At 41.8% G+C, this 1073-nt stretch carries 1 protein-coding gene; it reads right to left on the bottom strand.

Translation table 11 applies throughout. The features are described 5' to 3' along the window. Window positions 1–33: 33 nt before the first annotated feature. On the bottom strand, window positions 34–1073 hold a 1040-nt coding region (locus CP363_RS10490), incomplete at its 5' end, for an IS256 family transposase (protein WP_098036226.1).

The raw sequence follows: 1073 nt of genomic DNA on the forward strand, positions 1-1073 counted from the left end.
TCTTTCTCGTAAATTGATTTTTTAATTATTTATTTAATCAAAGTAGGATTCTAAGGTGTCCTGAACCTGACCAAAGCCTTTATGAATTCGATTGAAATAACGGTCATTGTAGCTCATTGCCTGAATACCAATAAAAGCATCAAGCGACTGTTCAGTTGGAAACTCTGCCTTAGGCTTAGCTTTGCGCTTGATCACATTGTTAAATGATTCAATCATGTTAGTCGAATAAATTGAAGCTCTGATCTGCTTGGGATAGTTATAAAAGACCAGCAGATCGGGCTCAATTTCCTTCAAACCTTTGATGACATGGCTATAAGCTTTATTCCATTTGGCATAGAATTTGTGCAAGACAGCTGCAGCTTCTTTTTTGCTTGTCTGTTGATGCATCTGCTTGAATTCGTTCATGATCTTTTCGCGGTCATCCACCCGGACTTTAGCACAGATATTGCGCATGACATGAACCAGGCAGCGTTGAAAATGAGCTTTAGGATAAGTCCTGGCCAAGGCTGTTTTCATGCCAACAACACCATCAGAAAGAAAGAGTTCAACTTGCTTCAAGCCTCTGGACTTCATGTTTTGAAGCATCTCTGTCCAGACTTCAATGTTCTCACTAGGAGCAATGCAGTAGTCAATGACTTCCTTATGTCCATTAGGTTTAATGCCAATGGCAATATATACTGCTTCACGCTCAAACGTTTCTCGGCGCAAAGGAAGGTATGTCGCATCCAAATAGACACAGAAAAACTTGTCGCTTAGCTTGCGCTTGTGATAAGCCTCAACCTTGGGGAGCATCTGCTTGGAAATATTTGATACTTGAGCTGGACTATAATGACTGCCATACATTTTCTCAATCAAGGCAGCGATTTCTCTGGTAGTTACGCCTTTGGAGTAGAGCTTGATAATCGTGCTTTCCAAAACATCAGAGTGCTGCTTGTAGTCAGGCAGCGTGTGCTGATGAAACTGACCGTTGCGGTCTCGAGGCACTTGCACTTCAATTGGTCCAAACTGAGTATCAACCTTGCGGAAATAAGCACCATTTCTAGAATTGCCAGTATTCCAGCCATTTCTGGCAT

This window comes from Lactobacillus sp. UMNPBX12, from assembly GCF_002553955.1.
GTDB lineage: Bacteria > Bacillota > Bacilli > Lactobacillales > Lactobacillaceae > Lactobacillus > Lactobacillus crispatus.